The sequence below is a fragment of the Merdimonas faecis genome, from assembly GCF_001754075.1.
In the GTDB taxonomy this organism is placed as follows: domain Bacteria; phylum Bacillota; class Clostridia; order Lachnospirales; family Lachnospiraceae; genus Merdimonas; species Merdimonas faecis.
Window position 1 is genome coordinate 1 of the sequence record NZ_MIEH01000003.1, and the last position, 15715, is coordinate 15715.

The following is a 15715-nucleotide window of genomic DNA, read 5'->3' on the forward strand; positions in this document are numbered from 1 at the left end:
ATAAACTTTTCACTTCAGGTGCAATAAAAAACAGCAGGAAATTCCCTGAAAGTGGTTGACACGCCAGGATGCGTATAATATAATAATGCAGTATGACAAAAGGAGAAACAGTGAGGAACCAAAGCCCCGGAGCCTTACTGATTCTGATAAAATGAGCATGTGGAATGTTGATATTTACAGGAGGGAAACCAATGAAAACTTATATGGCAAATCCAGATAAGATTGAAAGAAAATGGTATGTAGTTGACGCTTCGGGATATACATTAGGACGCCTGGCATCAGAAGTGGCTAAGGTATTAAGAGGAAAGAACAAGCCGGAATTTACACCGCACATCGACACAGGTGATTATGTGATCGTTGTAAATGCAGAGAAGATTGCTGTTACAGGCAAGAAGTTAAATCAGAAGATTTACTACCGTCATTCTGATTATGTAGGCGGTATGAAAGAGACCACTCTGGCAGAGATGATGGACAAGAAGCCGGAAAAAGTTATCGAACTTGCTGTAAAAGGCATGCTTCCGAAGGGACCTTTAGGAAGATCTATGATCAAGAAACTTCATGTATATGCTGGTCCGGATCATGAGCAGCAGGCTCAGAAGCCAGTAGAACTGAAATTTTAAGGAAAGGTTTTGAAAGGAGGAAATTACAGTGGCTAACGCAAGATTTTATGGAACAGGAAGAAGAAAAAAATCAGTAGCAAGAGTATATTTAGTACCAGGAACTGGTAAGATTACAATAAATAAAAGAGATATCGATGAGTATCTTGGACTGGAAACCTTAAAGGTTGTTGTTCGTCAGCCTCTGGTTGCAACAGAGACCGAAGGTAAATTCGATGTAATCGTAAACGTAAAAGGCGGCGGTTACACAGGACAGGCAGGAGCAATCCGTCACGGTATCGCAAGAGCACTTCTGGAAGCAGACAATGATTACAGACCGGTGCTTAAGAAAGCAGGATTCCTGACACGTGATCCGAGAATGAAAGAGCGTAAGAAGTACGGTCTCAAGGCAGCTCGTCGCGCTCCGCAGTTCAGCAAGCGCTAAACTTTATCAAAAGTGGTCAAAAACCCCGGAACTACGCGGTTTCCGGGGTTTTTCCTTTTCAAATGGTTTGACGCAATTTGACAGAACGAAGCCTCTTTTAACCCGTTTTCTATGGGTTAAATGGTGGACAACCACCCCAAAAAGAGGGCTTATGGGTTAAAAAATAGGACAACCGAGACGCGATTTTGGGATGCCAAGGGGATGTTTATTTATACATCTCCAAGAGACCTTTTTCGTGAAAACGGTTTGTCTGAATTTGACCTAATTTGAACAAAAGAGAATAAATCTAATCGCCAAGCGCTCAGTATTTTCTACTGGGCGCTTTTTGCGTTTCCGGGGAATTTCATTCCGGGATAAGAAAAGGCCGTCACTTTCAATTTTTGAAGTGGCGGCTTTTTCTATTTCCAGAAGCCATAGAACAATTCAGAAATGAGGTGAAGTCATTGAACACGCAAATCATCGCCATCGCCAACCAGAAAGGCGGCGTTGGCAAGACAACCACCTGCGCGAACCTGGGGATTGGGCTGGCGCAGGCCGGAAAGAAAGTGCTGCTGATCGACGGGGACCCGCAAGGCAGCCTGACCATCAGCCTGGGCCACCCCCAGCCGGACAAGCTGCCCTTTACCCTGTCCGACGCGATGGGCCGTATCCTGATGGACGAGCCGCTGCGCCCCGGCGAGGGTATCCTGCACCACCCGGAGGGCGTTGACCTGATGCCCGCAGACATCCAGCTCTCCGGCATGGAGGTCTCCCTGGTGAACGCCATGAGCCGAGAGACCATCCTGCGGCAGTATCTGGACACGCTCAAGGGACAGTATTCCCATATCCTGATTGACTGCCAGCCATCCCTGGGTATGCTCACGGTCAACGCCCTGGCCGCCGCCAACAGGGTCATAATCCCCGTTCAGGCGGAGTACCTGCCCGCCAAGGGCCTGGAACAGCTGCTCCAGACCGTAAACAAGGTGAAGCGGCAGATCAACCCCAAGCTCCAGATCGACGGCATATTGCTGACGATGGTGGACAACCGCACCAACTTCGCCAAGGAGATTGCCGCCCTGCTGCGGGAGACCTATGGCAGCAAAATCAAGGTGTTCGGCACCGAGATTCCCCATTCTGTCCGGGCAAAGGAGATCAGCGCCGAGGGCAAAAGCATTTTTGCCCATGACCCTAATGGCAAGGTGGCCGAGGGCTATAAGAATCTGACCAAGGAGGTGATAAAACTTGAAAAGCAGCGCGAAAAAAGTAGAGCTGGCTCCATACGATGATTTGTTTTCCACCGAGGAAAGCCGCCAGGATGCCAAGCTGGAGAAGATACAGGAAATTCCGCTGTCTGAGCTGCACCCATTTAAGGGGCATCCCTTCAAAGTCAAGGATGACGAGGCCATGATGGAGACCGCCGACAGCGTTCGGCAGTATGGTGTTCTGGTTCCGGCGATCGCCCGCCCGGACCCGGAGGGCGGCTATGAGCTGGTTGCCGGTCACAGGCGGCACCGGGCCAGTGAGCTGGCCGAGAAAGAAACCATGCCTGTCATTGTCCGAGACCTGGACGATGATGCTGCCACTATCATCATGGTGGACAGCAACTTACAACGTGAAAGCCTGCTCCCCAGCGAAAGGGCCTTTGCTTACAAGATGAAGCTGGAGGCTATGAAACACCAAGGCGCACGGGGGGACTTAACTTCGTCCCAACTTGGGACGAAGTTGCGTGCAGATGAATTGTTGGCGCAGCAGGCTGGTTCGAGTAGGAACCAGGTGCAGCGCTATATCCGCCTGACGGAGCTGATTCCCGAACTGCTGGATATGGTCGATGAAAAGAAAATCGCCCTCAATCCGGCTTATGAGCTGTCCTTTCTCAAAAAAGAAGAACAGCGGGATTTGCTGGACGCGATGGACAGCGAACAGGCTACCCCCTCTCTCTCCCAGGCTCAGCGACTCAAGAAATACAGCCAGGAGGGACATCTGACCCTCGATATGATGCGCGTCATCATGGGTGAGGAAAAGAAAAGTGATCTCGACAAAGTGACTTTCACCTCCGACACCCTGCGGAAGTATTTCCCCAAAAGCTATACGCCCCAGCGGATGCAGGAAACCATTATCAAACTGCTGGAGGCGTGGCAGAAGAAGCGCCAGAGAGACCAGGAACGATGAAAGGAGCCGCCTATGAGGGATATTTCAGCCCGTGAGCTGAAAGGACACAATATCTTGGCCGTAGAGCGTTTTCAGGACAGCACCCGCTGGATGATCGAGTTTTCCGTTCAGCGCCCTTGTTCCTACGGCTGCCCCGGCGATGATATGCGGCTGTTTCTTACGGAGGACGGGTATCAGGCCGCCCTCGTAAGCCAGAAGCGTCGGGAAATCAAAATCAAGCGGTATGCCCGTGTGATCGAGGGCCATGTGCTCGACTTCAAACCGGACAAGCGCCGCCGCCACCCGTAAACTCATTATCACTACGAAAGGAAAGGAATGAATATGTGTACTGTCCAGAGCATCAAAGATGCCATCCGGGAAAGTTGCCAGTCCCAGTATGATATGGAATCCACCGACATTGACCGGGTTTTGCAGACCCTCCCGTTTTCGGAGCATGAGCCGATGTTCAGTCATCCGCCGAAGTACAAGCGTCCTTACCGGCCCTGGCAGAACAACAAAAACAGCTGAAAGCCACAGTCTTTTTCACGAAGGATTGTGGCTTTTTTCATGCCCTAAAATTAGAAAGGAGTGAAGTCAATGGCCGTTTTTCGCATTGAACGGACCAAAGATTATACCGTGATGAGCAATCATCACCTGCGGAACCACGAACTATCCCTCAAGGCAAAGGGGCTTCTTTCCATGATGTTATCCCTGCCTGATGACTGGAACTATACTACCCGTGGACTTGCGAAAATCTGCAAGGAGGGCGTTGATGCCATCGGCAGTGCGCTGCGGGAGTTGGAAACCGCCGGTTACATCGTGCGGAACCAGCTGCGGGACCAACAAGGCCGGATCAGCGACACCGAGTATGTGATTTATGAGAAACCCCAGCCCAGGCAGCCAGAAACGCCAAGGCCGGATACGGCTGTACCAGATACGGCTTCACCAGATACGGAAAACCCGTATCTGGATAAACCGGATACGGAAAAGCCCGCAGAATTAAATATAGAGAAACCAAATACTCAAAAACAAAATACTCATGGAGCAAGTACCGATTCCATTCCCTTCCGGGAAACAGCGGCAGCACAGCTGCCGGAACGGAAAGGAAGGGATGCGATGTCTGTCTCAGAGATAGAAAATTATCGGGAATTGATTCTGGAGAACATCGAGTATGACTATCTGTGCAGAGAGTTTTCGACCTACCGTGAGGACCTGGACGAGATTGTGGAGCTGATGGTGGAGACCGTTTGTGCCAAACGTAAAACCACTCGGATCGCTGGCAGCGACTTTCCCCATGAAGTCGTGCGCTCCCGGTTCTTGAAGCTGGATAGCGAGCATATCCGATTTGTCATGGACGGTATGCAGAAAAACACCACGGAGGTCCGCAATATGAAACAGTATTTGCTTGCAGTGCTGTTCAACGCGCCCACCACGATCAGCAATCACTACACCGTACAAGTCAATCACGATATGAACACAGGCGGCTGGTAAACAGCCGCTTTTCTGTTGCCCGGCAATACCGGGAGAAAGGATTTTGCCATGAAACGACCTCTTGCCTACATTACGGCTCCCTGGAGCAACAACCAGTATGAGAACGCCGAGAACGCTGCCACCTACTGCCGCCAGGTGTACGACGCCGGGTATTCGCCCATCTGCCCGGTTCTGTTCTTGTCCACCTTCCTCAAGGACGAGATTCCCCAGGAACACAAGGACGGGCTGGATATGGTGCGAGACTATCTGCGCCGGTCCCATGTGCTGGTGGTCTGCGGCCACGGCATCGACGAGACCGTGAAGAATGACATCGCCACCGCTGAGCGCCTGCGGATCACCGCTACCACCCTGGACGGTATCCTGACTGTGAAAGGCCAGGGACGCGGGAAAGGAGGTGCGCGCCATGCCTGAGCGTAAGACCGTGGGCCAGCTGATGGAGGAAATGCGGCTCAAGGCCGGGGCGCAGAACTACCACGGCCATGAGTACATGGATTTGGAGCGGTTTGCCGAGGACACCCGGCACATGATTATCTTCGATGTGCTGACCCACGATTCGCCGGTGGGCTGGAAAGGCGAACGGACCCGCCTGTTTCTGACGGAGGCCGGATACCAGAAAAGCCTGGAGAACCAGGAAAAGGGCCACATCAAGATTCTCAGCCATGCCAAGGTGCGCCAGGGACATCTGTACTATGACCGCTCCGATCAGCTGCGTTGAAAGGAGCCTGCCATGATGAAATACCTGCTGCGGCGGCTGGTGGTCCCGCCTTAGTATCAAGCGCCACCCCTGCAAAATCCGTGGAAAGGAGGCGATGACCTATGCAGGAGGAAGTGGAAAACAGGACTTTGACGCTGGTAGTCAGCGGAACAAAGTTTACCGGGCGGCTGTTTAAGGCCGCCATCACCAAGTACCTTGCCCACCGCAAGGAAAAGAAGCTGCAAAAGCAGAAAAGCCGGGATACCCCCGTGATTCCCCACGGCAAACAGACGGTGAAGCAGCTGATCGGCCAGAATCAGGGCGTTTCCAACATCGAGATCACCGACCCCTCCATCAAGGAGTTTGAAAAGATCGCCCGGAAATACGGCGTTGACTATGCGGTGAAGAAGGACCGCAGCAGCTCCCCGCCCAAGTACCTGATCTTTTTCAAAGGCCGCGATGCGGATGCCCTGACCGCTGCCTTTACCGAGTACACCGGCAAGAAGGTCAGAAAGGCGCAGAAAACAGAGCGTCCGTCCGTGCTGGCAAAGCTGAGCCAGTTCAAAGAGCTGGTGAAACACGCCGTTGTGGACCGGAACAAGCGGAAGGAGCTGGAACGATGAAGATGAAAAAGCAACTTGACATCAAAAAGCTCCTTTTGCTGAATATGCCCTATATCCTGATGGGGCTGTTCGCAACCAACTTCGGTGAAGGATGGCGGATGGCCGTGGGTGCGGACGCTTCGGCAAAAATGCTTTCGTTCTTCTCCACGCTGCCGGTGGCGCTGGCCAGCTGGTGGCCCAGCCTGCACCCTTTGGACCTGCTGGTGGGGCTGTGCTGCGGCGCTGGCCTGCGATTGGCCGTGTATCTCAAAAGCAAGAACGCCAAGAAGTACCGGCACGGTATGGAGTATGGCAGCGCCCGCTGGAGTGCATAATCTTAAGTGTAAAGGAACTCTACATGGACGCACAGGAGGATATGCACATGAATGATTACAACAAAATCACAGCCCTTTACTCCCGTCTTTCCGTAGGGGACGAGGACAGGGACGGCGGCGAGAGCAACAGCATACAGAACCAGAAAATCTTTTTGGAGAACTACGCCAGAGGGCAGCGGCTGACGAATATCCGGCACTACATCGACGACGATGAAAGCGGCAGATTTTTTGACCGTTCTGCCTACTCCCGCATGATGGAGGACGTTGAAAACGGGAAAATCGGCGTTTGCATTATGAAAGACCTTACCCGCTGGGGGCGCGACTATCTCCAAGTCGGCAACGCTATGGAGATATTCAGACGGAACAACGTGCGTTTTATCGCGGTCAACAACGGCATTGACAGCGAGAAGCCCGACACATTGGAGTTTGCGCCCTTTATCAACATCATGTCGGAGTGGTACGCAAAGGACATCAGCAAGAAAGTGAAAACGGGCATTAAGACCAAAGGCATGAGCGGAAAGCCGATTGCCACCGAAGCCCCCTACGGCTATGTCAAAGACCCGGACAACAAGGATTTTTGGATAATCGACGAGGAAGCCGCCGAGGTTGTGCGCCTTATTTTCCGTTTGTTTATCGGCGGGAAGAACCGCAACCAAATCGCCGTATATCTGAAAAACGAGCAAATCCCTACCCCCACTTTCTACATGAAAGACCGGGGACGGGGAACGTGTAAAAACAAGGCGCTCAATGAGGATAACCGCTACAAGTGGAACAAAGCCACCTTGACCCATATCCTTACGCGGCAGGAGTATTGCGGCGATGTAGTCAACTTCAAGACTACAAAGCATTTCCGGGACAAGCGGAACCACTATGTAGACCGGAGCCAATGGCAGATAACCGAAAATGTGCATGAGCCGATTATTGACCGCGCCGACTTTGAAACCGCACAGCGGATTTTGGAAAACGCGCCCGTCAGACGCCCCAACGGGGACGGGGAAATCCACCCTTTGTCGGGCTTGCTTTTCTGTAAGGATTGCGGCGCAAAAATGCACATCCGCATAGATTACAGAAACGGCGGCAAGCGGCACGTTGCCTATTGCAGCGAGTACCACAAGGGGAAAGCCAAAAACCCCAAGTGCCATTCCCCACACATCATTGACGCGGATTTGCTCATGCAGACCGTCGCGGAAGTGCTGAAGAAAATCGAGGACTACTCTATCAGCAACCGGGCGGAGTTTGAAGCCTTAGTGAAAAAGAACCTTGCCATGCAGCAGACCGACAAGACCAAGAAACAGCAGAAGCGTATCCCGCAAATCACGACGCGCCTTGAACAGATTGACAAGGTGCTGAACAAGCTCTATGAGGACAACGCCCTCGGCACGATCCCGCAAGACCGCTATGAGCAAATGTCGCAGAAGTATTCAGAAGAATACTATGCGCTGAAAGCGGAGCTTGCCGAGCTGCAAGAGCAGCTATCCGCTTTTGAGAACGCGGGCGGACGGGCGCAGAAGTTTTTGAAGCTGACGGAACGCTACGCTGCCTTTACCGACCTGACCCCCGCCATTCTCAACGAGTTTATCAGCCGGATTGAAGTGCATGAGCGCGACAAGAAAAGGGCAAAACAAGCCATTCAGCACATCGGGATATATTTCAACTATATCGGCAAATTTGAGAGCGAAGTGACACAGCTTACAGAGCCAACGGAGCAGGAAATCCGGCAAATGCGGGAGAAAATCGAGGAAGCCCAAAAGGAAAAGAGCCGCGCCTACCACCGGCAGTATTCAAGGGAGTACCGGGCGCGTAACCTTGAAAAGCGACGGGAGTATGACCGCATGAAAGCACGGGAATACCGGGCAAAGAAAAAGGCACAGGAAGCCGCCGCAGCACCCGCACAGTAAAACCGAATACTGACAACCAAGAGGGATTTTCCGGGCTACGGGAAATCCCTCTTTTGCACCCAGAGAAAGGAGCCGCCTATGGCAGAACAGAACGGGACACCTCAATCCCCCGACAGTGTTATCACGACACAGAGGGACGGACAGACCATCGTTGCGGAGTTGTTTTTCAACCACAGCGGCACAGAAACATTCCGCGACAAGCTGCTCAAAGTGATACTTGCCGACAGCTTGCAGGACGGTCAAGAGCCGGAAAAAACGAAAATCACGCGATAGGAACCGCCCGGACGAAGAATGGTTCGCCGGGGCGGTTTCTATTTGAAAATCCCCATTTTCCCCAAGTCAAGAGCCGGGAAAATTCCCTCAAAAATGCCCCTCTCTCCAAACGAGGGCGCAGAAAGGAGAGTTTATGCGAACAGGGCTTCCCAAGCAAAAAAAGGTCACAGACATCTGGTTTGATGAGAAAGACCCGTTGATCCATATCCGTACCCACAACACCGACTTGAAGAAGCGGCTTGCCGCCTATGCCGAGCAGCACCCCGATGTGTGCCGCCAGACCGACGCAGACCCGGAAACGGGCTGCATGGAGTTTGACATTGAGAAAGGCCGCTTCTCTTTCCGTCTGACCGCCCCATACAGCGAGGAACGGCGGGAAGCGGCGCGGCGGTATGCCAGAGAGAGCAACGTCGCCGACAGGCTGAAATAGAGTTGAAATGTTCATAGTTTTGTGCTATACTTTTTCTAAAAGCAGAGTAATACTGCGGAATTGATTGGAGGACAACACAATGGTTACATTTATGAGATTAAGATAAAACCGCGAGTTATGTTGCGGTTATCCGTATTGCATAACTCGCTTATTGAAGCAGAGATGTAATTACGGAGGAAAAACAAATGAATAATAATTTATCACGCTTTGCAGACAGCAAGGTTTATTTTCAATGCCCAATTTGCACAAAATCAATGGATATACAAGGCAATAGCCTAATTTGTAGACATGGACATTGCTTTGATATTTCAAGATATGGGTATGTAAATTTGTTGTTAAAATCATCGCCCAAAACCAACTACAGCAAGCGGTCTTTTGACAACCGGCACCAAATTTTGGAGTATGGCATGTATGATGTTGTGTTGGAGAAAATCATACAGTTTATTTCTGATACGCCATCTATAAGAAACATTTTAGATGTTGGTTGCGGCGAGGGTTTCTATGCAAGGCAGATACAGCAAAGAACAGAACGAAACATCTTTGCCTTTGACTTGTCAAGGGAGGCAATACAGATTGCATCAAAAAAAGACAAGCGCAAAGCAGTGAAGTGGTTTGTTACTGACTTATCAAAAATCCCTTTGAAAGACGGAAGTATGGATTGTATTTTAGACATATTTTCGCCTGCACACTACAAAGAATTTCAGCGATTGCTATCTCCTAACGGATATGTTGTGAAAGTAATTCCTACGAAAAATCATTTGAGGGAAATCAGGACTAAAGTGCAAGCACACTTGAAAAATCCAGATTATTCAAATGAGTCTGTCGTTGAATATTTTGAGAAATATCTTAAAACCATTTCAAGAGAAACGGTTTCAGCCACCGTACAGTTGTCATCAGAACAAAGAATGTCGTTTATTGAAATGACGCCGCTTCTCTTTTGCGTTGAAAAAGATTGCGTTGATTGGCGTACTCTCACACATTTGACAATCGAAGCTGATGTTTTAATAGGAATGTATTAAAGGGCGTATTGATATTTAATATTCCCATTTATTGAGCAGAACGGAGTAAACCAAACACCCTAATCAAAAGGACAGCCGAGGAAATCGACTGTCCTTTTTCTGTGCCGACAGGTAGAAAGGAGTGACCACCCATGACGAAACCGAGAGAAAAAAACGCGAGGAATTGCAAGCCGAGATTGAGGACGGGAAGAAGAAAATCCGGCAGCTTGAAAATCGGGAAAAGGTGTTGCGGCAAAAGTTATCCCAAGAGGAACGCAGGACGCGCAGCCATCGGCTGATCGTCCGGGGTGCGGTCTTTGAGAGCATTGTGCCAGAAGCAAAGACCATGACCGACGAAGAAGCCGCCGCCTTTCTCCGGCTTGCCCTGACGAGCGAGGAAGCGCGGGGCTATCTGAAAAAACGCACCGAGGGCGGGAAAAGCGAATAATCCCTTTGGTACAAAGGGCGCACTTATACACCCTTACGGGTGCGTGCGCTCTGCCGAGGGCTTGTCGGCACAGAGAGAAAGCCGCTTGCTTCCCTCTCTGACCGACATTGGCGGCTTTGCCGCAACAAGGGGCTGCACCCCTTGCGCCGCTTACGCGGCTATCCCTGCACACCCACAAAAACAGTATACCCGCCTTTGGCGTCTGTACCATTTTTGCGGGTTTTCATTTTATCCGGGAGGTGATACCCATAGCCATCTATCATTGTAATATCAGCATTGTCAGCCGGGGCAAGGGCAAATCAGCCGTTGCCGCAGCCGCCTACCGAAGCGGCGAAAAGCTGACAAATGAGTGGGACGGAATGACACACGACTACACCCGCAAAGGCGGTGTTGTCCATACGGAAATTATGCTGCCACCCCACGCCCCGCCCTCTTTCTCTGACCGTTCAACCTTGTGGAACAGCGTGGAGCTTTACGAGAAAGCCGGGAACGCCCAGCTTGCCAGAGAGATTGACGCGGCGCTCCCCATAGAGTTATCCAGAGAGGAACAGATCCGGCTTGTCCGGGAATACTGTTCCTCTCAATTTGTTTCCAGAGGAATGTGCGTTGATTATGCCATTCACGACACCGGCAAGGGCAATCCCCATTGTCACATCATGCTTACCATGCGCCCCCTTGACGAGCGCGGCGCATGGGCGGCAAAGTCCCAAAAGGAATATGACCTTGATGAAAACGGCGAGCGTATCCGCTTGCCAAGCGGCAGATACAAGACGCACAAAGTTGACCTGACCGGCTGGAACGACAAGGGCAACGCCCTCTTGTGGCGTAAGGCATGGGCGGATATTTCAAACGCCTACCTTGAACGAGCCGGAAGCCCGGAGCGTATCGACCACCGCAGCAACGCCGAGCGCGGCATTGGCGAGATACCCACCGTCCACATGGGCGTGGCGGCTTGCCAGATGGAGAAGAAAGGTATTGCCACCGAGAAAGGCGAACTGAACCGGAATATCCAAAAGGCAAACCGCCTTATACGGGAAATCCGAGCGCAGATTGGAAAGCTCAAAGAATGGATTGCCGACCTGTTCAAAGCGTGGGAAACCGCCCCGGAACAGCCGCAACAATCCCCCGGCCTTGCAAATCTGCTGATGAAGTATTTGAGCGTTCAGAGAGAAAAGAGCCGGAAGTATTCGCAAAGTTGGCAAAGGCAGCACGCCGCCGATGAACTGAAAACCGTTGCAAAGGCAGTAGGCTATCTTTCCGAGCATGGCATTTCCACCCTTGCGGAGCTGGACGCTACCCTTTCCTCTGTCAGCGACCAAGCCGACGCTATCCGGGCGGGCATGAAAACCGCCGAGAAGCGCATGAAAGAATTACAAAAGCTGATTGAATACGGGAAGAACTACACCGAGTACAAGCCCATTCACGACGAGCTGAAAAAGCTGAAAAATGGCTGGACGAGCAAGCGCGACAAGTACGAGGAAGCCCACCGCGCCGAGCTTACGCTATGGAACGCAGCGAGCCGCTATCTCCATGCAAATCTGCCGAAAGGGACAAAGAGCTTGCCTATCGCTGAATGGGAAAAAGAGTACGCCACCCTCAGCGGGCAGAGAACAGCGGAATATACCAAGCTGAAAGAAACCCGCGCCGAGGTTGCCGAGCTGCACAATATCCGCAAGTGCGTTGATATTGCGCTGAAAGCCGACCAGCCGGAGCAGACCCGCACCAAGCAGCACGACTTAGAACGATGAAAGGAGTTGAGATTTTTGTACTACACCCAAGAACAGATAAACCGGGCGAACCAAGCCGACCTTGTTTCTTTCCTGCAATCACAGGGCGAGCAGCTTACCCGCGCCGGGAATGAATACCGCTGGAAACGGCACGACAGCTTGACCGTCCGGGGCAACAAGTGGTATCGCCACAGCCAGAGCAAGGGCGGCGGCCCCATTGATTTTGTCATGGAGTTTTTCGGCAAGAGCTTCACCGAAGCCGTGGAACTTCTCACAGGAGAAAAGGGAGCCGCACCGCCGCCGGACAGACCTTGCCCCACGTCCCTTTCCGACTTTCGGCTACCACCCCCAAACAGCGACAACCGAACAGCGAGGAACTACCTTACAGCAGCCCGCCGCATTGATGAAGATGTGACGGGCTTTTTCTTTGCCCGCGGCGATATTTATGAGGACGCAGCCCACCACAACGCCGTATTTGTGGGGCGGGACGAGGACGAAATACCGCGCTACGCCCACAGCAAGGGAACGGCGGGAAACTTCCGGCTTGATGTGAAAGGCAGCGACAAAGCCTTTAACTTCTGTTACCGGGGCGAGGGCGAAAGATTGTTTGTCTTTGAAGCCCCCGTTGACTTGCTCTCTTTCCTCTGCCTGTTCAAAAAGGATTGGCAGAAGCAAAGCTACCTGTCATTGGGCGGCGTGGGAGAAAAAGCCCTGCTCCGCTTTCTCTCTGACCGTCCGAACATCAAGACCGTTTATCTCTGCCTTGACAGCGACGAAGCCGGAAACGACGCTTGCAGCCGCCTTGTGAAGCTCATGCCGGAGGGCTACACCGTCCACCGGCTTATCCCTCTTTTCAAGGATTGGAACGAGGTATTGCAGCACCGGGCAGAAATCACAGACGGGAAGTATTTGCGAGAAGCGGTCTACGGCTTGAAAGAGCCGCCGCAGGAAGAAACCGTTGAGATTATCCGCATGAGCGAGGTGGACACGCAGACCGTCGAATGGTTATGGGAGCCGTATATCCCCTTTGGGAAAGTAACCATTGTGCAGGGCAACCCCGGCGAGGGCAAGACCACCTTTGCCCTACGCCTTGCCGCCGCTTGTACCAACCGCAAGCCGTTCCCCCACATGGCAGTGCATGAGCCGTTCAATGTGATTTACCAGACTGCCGAGGACGGTTTGGGCGACACCATCAAGCCCCGCCTTATGGAAGCCGAAGCAGACCTTGACCGCATTCTTGTCATTGACGAGAGCAAGCAGGGGCTTTCCCTGTCCGATGAGCGCATAGAGAGAGCTATCCGACAGACCGGGGCGCGGCTGATTATCCTTGACCCCATACAGGCGTATGTGGGCGAGAAAACCGACATGAACAAGGCCAACGAGATACGCCCCATGTTCCGCCGCCTTGCCGAGATTGCCGAGCGTACCGGGTGCGCCGTTATCCTAATCGGACACCTCAACAAAGCCGCCGGAGGACAGAGCGCCTACCGGGGTTTAGGCTCCATCGACTTCCGCGCCGCAGCAAGGAGCGTCCTGCTGATCGGGCGCGTGAAACGGGAACCGAATGTGCGCGTTATCGTCCATGACAAATCTTCTCTTGCACCGGAGGGTAAGCCCATAGCCTTTTGCCTTGACCCGGAAACGGGCTTTTCGTGGATAGGCGAGTATGACATTACCGCCGACGAGCTGCTGTCCGGCGCGGGCGGCAACACCGCCACCAAGACCGAACAGGCGGAACGGCTGATACTTGACCTGCTTGCAGACGGGAAAGAGCTTGCCAGCGAGGACCTTGTAAAGGCCGCAGCCGAAGCCGGAATATCCGAGAGGACGGTACAGAACGCCAAGCGCAACATGGGCGGTGTTTTGGGCGCAAGGCGTGTCGGCGGTCAATGGTATAACTTCATCAAGAAGAAGCAGCCACCCGAACCCGCAAGCTGAAAGTGCAAAACGCAGACCCTTTGCACTTTGCACTTTCGCACTTTCACAAGAATTTGCGTCAATAACTCAAAAAAGCACTTGACAAAACGCTTCATGGGGCACCCATGAGGACATCGCACCCTACATCGACCCGGTGTTCCAGAACAATGTGATTCTGACTAAAACCGAGAGCCTGACCATGAACAGCCGCCCCAAGGACCCCAAGACCGCCAGAAACAAAAATGTGCTGGTGATCGGTGGCTCCGGTTCCGGCAAGACCCGCTTCTGGCTGAAACCGAACCTGATGCAGATGCACAGCTCCTATGTGGTGACAGACCCAAAAGGCACCATCCTGGTGGAGTGCGGCAAAATGCTTCAGCGCGGCACACCCAAGCTGGGCAAGGACGGCAAGCCCATGAAGGATAAGCACGGCAAGGACATCTATGAGCCTTATCGGATCAAAGTCCTCAATACCATCAACTTCAAGAAGTCCATGCACTATAATCCCTTTGCCTACATCCACTCCGAAAAGGACATCTTGAAACTGGTCACGACGCTGATCGCCAACACCAAGGGCGAGGGCAAGGCCGGGGACGATTTTTGGGTTAAGGCCGAGACGCTTTTGTACTGCGCCCTCATTGGGTATATCCACTACGAGGCCCCGGTGGAGGAACAGAATTTCTCCACCCTCATCGAGTTCATCAACGCGATGGAGGTCCGGGAGGATGACGAGGAGTTCAAGAACCCCGTGGACCTGATGTTTGACGCGCTGGAGGCAGAGAAGCCCAACCACTTCGCCGTCCGTCAGTACAAAAAGTACAAGCTGGCTGCGGGCAAAACCGCAAAATCCATCCTGATTTCCTGCGGTGCGCGCCTTGCCGTGTTCGACATCGCGGAGCTGCGGGAGGTCACGGCCTACGACGAGCTGGAGCTGGATACCCTGGGAGACCGGAAAACCGCCTTGTTCTTGATTATGAGCGACACGGACGATAGCTTTAACTTCCTGATCTCCATGTGCTACACCCAGCTGTTCAATCTGCTCTGCGAAAAAGCGGACGATGTGTACGGCGGGCGGCTGCCGGTCCATGTGCGGTGCCTCATTGACGAGGCCGCCAATATTGGACAGATCCCTCGGCTGGAAAAGCTGGTTGCCACCATCCGAAGCCGTGAGATTTCCGCCTGCCTGGTGCTGCAAGCACAGTCCCAGCTCAAAGCTATCTACAAGGACAACGCCGATACCATCATCGGCAACATGGATACCTCCATCTTCCTGGGCGGCAAAGAGCCGACAACCCTCAAGGAGCTGGCCGCCGTGCTGGGCAAGGAGACCATCGACACCTACAACACCGGCGAGAGCCGGGGCCGCGAGACATCCCATTCTCTTAACTACCAAAAGCTCGGCAAAGAGCTTATGAGCCAGGATGAACTGGCCGTCATGGACGGCGGCAAGTGTATCCTCCAGCTGCGCGGTGTGCGGCCTTTCCTCTCGGACAAGTACGACATCACCAAGCACCCCAATTACCCGTACACCGCCGACGCGGACCCCAAGAACGCCTTTGACATCGAGGCGTTCCTGTCCACCCGGCTCAAGCTCAAGCCCAACGAGGTCTACGATGTGTATGAAGTAGACGCAGAGGGCGTGTAAATCTGTTCCGCTGTGAAAGACCTGCTAATAAAAGTCAAGTAGAAATTTCAGATTTTTAGGGAGGCGAAAAAATGCAATACAAAATCAAG

The 15715-nt window shown here is 52.6% G+C and carries 17 protein-coding genes and 2 pseudogenes; all 19 read left to right on the forward strand.

The genetic code is table 11. From position 1 onward, the window contains the following. The first annotated feature begins 191 nt into the window (after nucleotides 1–191). A complete protein-coding gene (rplM, locus tag BKD12_RS01180) occupies nucleotides 192–620 on the forward strand; it encodes a 50S ribosomal protein L13 (RefSeq protein WP_070087567.1) in 429 nt (142 codons plus the stop codon). 28 nt (nucleotides 621–648) lie between these two features. Further along, nucleotides 649–1041 carry a 30S ribosomal protein S9 gene (gene rpsI, locus BKD12_RS01185; RefSeq protein WP_070087568.1) on the forward strand — a complete coding sequence of 131 codons (393 nt, stop codon included), beginning with the start codon at nucleotides 649–651 and terminating at the stop codon, nucleotides 1039–1041. Nucleotides 1042–1484: 443 nt separating this feature from the next. Continuing rightward, nucleotides 1485–2306, forward strand: coding sequence for a ParA family protein (locus BKD12_RS01190; protein WP_002576359.1), 822 nt, complete (start codon nucleotides 1485–1487; stop codon nucleotides 2304–2306). After that, nucleotides 2263–3189, forward strand: a complete 927-nt coding sequence (locus BKD12_RS01195) for a ParB/RepB/Spo0J family partition protein (protein ID WP_002576358.1) — start codon at nucleotides 2263–2265, stop codon at nucleotides 3187–3189. Before BKD12_RS01190 ends, BKD12_RS01195 begins: the two co-directional genes overlap by 44 nt. Nucleotides 3190–3201: 12 nt before the next feature. Further along, a complete protein-coding gene (locus BKD12_RS01200; protein WP_002576357.1) occupies nucleotides 3202–3477 on the forward strand; it encodes a DUF5720 family protein in 276 nt (91 codons plus the stop codon). A gap of 27 nt (nucleotides 3478–3504) precedes the next feature. Next, nucleotides 3505–3696, forward strand: a complete 192-nt coding sequence (locus BKD12_RS01205; protein WP_002576356.1) for a hypothetical protein — start codon at nucleotides 3505–3507, stop codon at nucleotides 3694–3696. Between the two features lie 69 nt (nucleotides 3697–3765). Continuing rightward, nucleotides 3766–4659 carry a DUF6017 domain-containing protein gene (locus tag BKD12_RS01210; protein ID WP_002576355.1) on the forward strand — a complete coding sequence of 298 codons (894 nt, stop codon included), beginning with the start codon at nucleotides 3766–3768 and terminating at the stop codon, nucleotides 4657–4659. A 48-nt stretch (nucleotides 4660–4707) separates the two neighbouring features. After that, nucleotides 4708–5070, forward strand: coding sequence for a DUF7768 domain-containing protein (locus tag BKD12_RS01215; protein ID WP_002578791.1), 363 nt, complete (start codon nucleotides 4708–4710; stop codon nucleotides 5068–5070). Beyond that, nucleotides 5063–5374, forward strand: coding sequence for a DUF5720 family protein (locus BKD12_RS01220; RefSeq protein WP_002576353.1), 312 nt, complete (start codon nucleotides 5063–5065; stop codon nucleotides 5372–5374). The genes BKD12_RS01215 and BKD12_RS01220 overlap by 8 nt, the downstream gene beginning before the upstream one ends. 101 nt (nucleotides 5375–5475) lie before the next feature. Next, on the forward strand, nucleotides 5476–5976 hold the full coding sequence (locus BKD12_RS01225) for a PcfB family protein (protein ID WP_002576352.1): 501 nt from the start codon (nucleotides 5476–5478) through the stop codon (nucleotides 5974–5976). Nucleotides 5977–5978: 2 nt separating this feature from the next. After that, nucleotides 5979–6281, forward strand: a pseudogene (locus BKD12_RS01230) (VirD4-like conjugal transfer protein, CD1115 family); the annotation flags it as partial. Between the two features lie 56 nt (nucleotides 6282–6337). Further along, nucleotides 6338–8188, forward strand: a complete 1851-nt coding sequence (locus tag BKD12_RS01235; protein ID WP_330385512.1) for a DUF4368 domain-containing protein — start codon at nucleotides 6338–6340, stop codon at nucleotides 8186–8188. 78 nt (nucleotides 8189–8266) lie between these two features. Next, nucleotides 8267–8461 carry a transposon-encoded TnpW family protein gene (locus BKD12_RS01240; RefSeq protein WP_022030172.1) on the forward strand — a complete coding sequence of 65 codons (195 nt, stop codon included), beginning with the start codon at nucleotides 8267–8269 and terminating at the stop codon, nucleotides 8459–8461. Between the two features lie 133 nt (nucleotides 8462–8594). Continuing rightward, nucleotides 8595–8891 (forward strand): P-loop NTPase family protein, encoded by a 297-nt coding sequence (locus BKD12_RS01245; RefSeq protein WP_070087571.1) that lies wholly within the window; start codon nucleotides 8595–8597, stop codon nucleotides 8889–8891. Nucleotides 8892–9076: 185 nt separating this feature from the next. Then, complete coding sequence (locus BKD12_RS01250; protein WP_002584969.1) at nucleotides 9077–9910, forward strand: methyltransferase domain-containing protein; 834 nt, start codon at nucleotides 9077–9079, stop codon at nucleotides 9908–9910. A 121-nt stretch (nucleotides 9911–10031) separates the two neighbouring features. After that, nucleotides 10032–10337: a DUF3847 domain-containing protein gene (locus tag BKD12_RS01255; RefSeq protein ID WP_002584968.1), complete on the forward strand. Its 306-nt coding sequence runs from the start codon at nucleotides 10032–10034 to the stop codon at nucleotides 10335–10337. A gap of 116 nt (nucleotides 10338–10453) precedes the next feature. Continuing rightward, a complete protein-coding gene (gene mobQ / locus BKD12_RS01260) occupies nucleotides 10454–12085 on the forward strand; it encodes a MobQ family relaxase (RefSeq protein ID WP_070087589.1) in 1632 nt (543 codons plus the stop codon). Between the two features lie 15 nt (nucleotides 12086–12100). Beyond that, on the forward strand, nucleotides 12101–14002 hold the full coding sequence (locus BKD12_RS01265; protein WP_070087572.1) for an AAA family ATPase: 1902 nt from the start codon (nucleotides 12101–12103) through the stop codon (nucleotides 14000–14002). An 85-nt stretch (nucleotides 14003–14087) separates the two neighbouring features. Further along, nucleotides 14088–15626: pseudogene (locus BKD12_RS01270) on the forward strand (VirD4-like conjugal transfer protein, CD1115 family); the annotation flags it as partial. Nucleotides 15627–15715 lie beyond the last annotated feature (89 nt).